The organism is Desulfobacter sp. (assembly GCF_050177295.1).
Map to the genome: position 1 here is coordinate 1 of NZ_JBFXHE010000524.1, position 2,680 is coordinate 2,680.

At 47.1% G+C, this 2,680-nt stretch carries 3 protein-coding genes; all 3 read right to left on the reverse strand.

The window, feature by feature from the left end; translation table 11 throughout:
- The coding region (locus AB7U36_RS22065; protein WP_428161754.1) for a hypothetical protein at window positions 1-180 on the reverse strand (180 nt) is incomplete at its 3' end.
- The gene (locus tag AB7U36_RS22070) at window positions 177-893 is read right to left on the reverse strand and encodes a FadR/GntR family transcriptional regulator (RefSeq protein ID WP_428161755.1); all 717 of its coding nucleotides are present in this window, start codon (window positions 891-893) and stop codon (window positions 177-179) included. The genes AB7U36_RS22065 and AB7U36_RS22070, both read right to left, overlap by 4 nt.
- A gap of 194 nt (window positions 894-1,087) precedes the next feature.
- Window positions 1,088-2,356, reverse strand: a complete 1,269-nt coding sequence (locus tag AB7U36_RS22075) for a hypothetical protein (RefSeq protein ID WP_428161756.1) — start codon at window positions 2,354-2,356, stop codon at window positions 1,088-1,090.
- Window positions 2,357-2,680: the final 324 nt, after the last annotated feature.

Genomic DNA, 2,680 nt, shown 5'->3' on the forward strand with positions numbered 1-2,680 from the left:
CAGCCGTTCCGCCTCCAGGGCTAACAGCGCCGGTGCCAGATCAGAGGAAATCTGAGATGTGATGCATGGTTGTGCAACGGGCTCACTTTGAAACGGCCCCACCCAGCTTTGGAACAGGTCCGCAGCTGTTCCTGCCATCTGCTTGAAAAAACGCCTGCGCCTATGGTTTTGAACGCTCATGTATCCTCCTTATTTAGATTTGAGCCGAGGCCGGACAGGGCATTGTTACCGTTCCCGATAATCCGGTTTAAATGGATGGCATAATTCTGGGTCACCTGCTTTGCCTTAGTGCAGTCTTTTTCGATCAGTGCGTTCAGTATATTGACGTGATCCCCGAACAGTTCTTCCCTGCTTTTCTGCGTTGTCTTGAAAAAGTGGTCAAACGTGACCATATCAATGGCAAAGATCTCTTCCATAATACCGGACATAAAGCTGTTGCCTGTGCCTTTGGCGATGAGCCTAAAAAAAGACAGACTTTCCAGCCACACTTTTCTATGGTCTTTGGTAAAGATACTGCGGCTTAGGGCCACATTGCTCTTCTGGAGTAAATCGAGCTGATCTGCCGTCATGCGATGACATGCCAGTTCAACAATAATGGGGAAAAGTAAAAATATGGTTTCCAGCTGATCTGCCACAACCTCTTCGGCAGATCTTTCTTCAGTGCCCCAATAGGGATCCGAGGTATTAAAAAAACGGGGTTTAAGAAAGGTGCCGCTGCCTTTTCTAATCTCAACCATGCCCCGGCCTTCCAGGGTATGAAGCAGGCGGCGAAAGGAATTTCGGCTGACATTGAGTTCGGCGGCAAGTTGGCGCTCGGCAGGAAATCTGTCCCCCGGTTTAAGTCCACGTGTCTGGACAGTAGCGTCAAGCTGTTTAAACAAATCGTTCAGCATACCACTCCTTCTAAACCGGGATAGCATCCATATTCTTTCTTTGGTTAAAAAAATATTAAAACCACATTACCATGTCAACAATAAATCGCAATGAAATGTGATTTTGTGAAAATAATCTTAAAATTGGTAGCACCAATTTTGAGATTATAAAAAAATAAGATACCCGCCGACAACCATAGAAAAAATAAAAAATTTTAAGAACGCAGACTCCTGCGCCAGGTGCGAACCGCCCCATTGAGGGTCTTTAGCAGGTCTTCAAACAGATCGGGCAGGGCATCCGTAAACCGGCCCTGTTCCGTGGCGCACAGGGTCAGCACCGTGCGCAGGACAGACCGGCTGTAAAAAGGCATGGCAAAATAGGAACGAACACCCCTGGGAACGAACAGGGCCCAGTCAATGGGCTTGATACTGTCCTGGGTGTTGTCCACAACAAGATAGTCCAGAGAATATCGGTTGATATCTTCGGCAATGGTGCCTTTGTAGGAAAAACTCTCCGACTCCTGCATACCCTTAAACGGCGCACCGGCACCATAAACCGTTACGCAGTTTTTGCGCACATGCACATCTGAAAACAAAATCCCTTCAAAGTGTCCTGCGGCCAGGGGGCTGTCAAGACAGGCCTCCATGATCTGGTGAATATCCACAAGCCCATGGATTTTGTTTTCCAGTTCCTTGATATCGCGCTCTTTTGAATCGGATATGGTTTTCCCCGAGGTACTGCTGGTTTTAGGATTCTGAAGGGATATCCGGATAATCTGGTGATCTTTATGGACCAGATACCGGACAATGGCCCTGGACTGAACCCGTTTTTTTCCGTCAGCCGACCCCAAAAGAATGTTGCCGGCCCATGTCCTGGACAGCGGCAGATTTTTTAAGACATCCAATACGGTTTGCCGGGTGTTGCCGGCATAAAAAGAATCCAGGGACAACTTCCCTAAATCCACCTCCTGGATACCAAACATATGTTTGGCACTCGGATTGGCACAGATGAGCTCATTCCTGTCGTATCCAAACAAAAACACCGGATTATTAATGTCTTCAATCATTAATTTAAGTTCCAGGTCAATTCCCAGAATCCCCTTGATCACGGCCACGGTATCATCCACATTTAAAAGATAACCGTAGTAATAACCCGGATCCTGCCTGTTAACGGCACCGGTGAGCTTAAGCCATGAAATCTGTCCGTTGCTGTTCTTCACCCTGAACACGGACGCCGCCACCTTTCCCTCTTTGACCATATCCATAAATGTTTCAAGGATGTGCTGGTCTTCGGGAAGAAGATTGGCATTACGGTAGGCAATATTTTTTAAAAAAAGAGCGCCATCAATCCCCGGTGCAACATTTATATTTTCATTAAGGAACTCAATACGGGCTTTCCTGATCTCTATCCGCCATAAAAGTGCGGGAAAATCATTGATAAAACTATAAAGCTCATCCACGGGAATTTTCAGTGGCCGGGCCAACAGTACGCCTCCTGAATTATTGCATTCGTCAAACCGCTGACAGCCGACGATCGCCGTTATATTCCAGGATCAATACAAGAAAAGAAACCGGACACAGTCATCAGTACCTCCGGATATCAGCCGTTTTAAACATACCCTTTTTTAAAAAGATTTCATAGCGGCAACTCAAGGATTCTCAAGGGAAAAGGAAGGTCTCTGCATCGGGTCAGAGGGAGCCAATTGGCTCCCGTCTGCCCACAGAACCGTGCGTACGGGTCCGTACACGGCTCCTCATGTGACTTTTATCCATTGACGAAGGTTAAACCAATGCTTCATTTTGTCAGT

Bases quoted from the DNA above. Each gene is read 5' to 3' on its own strand.
- AB7U36_RS22070 (WP_428161755.1), bottom strand. From the start codon at position 893: ATGCTGAACGATTTGTTTAAACAGCTTGACGCTACTGTCCAGACACGT.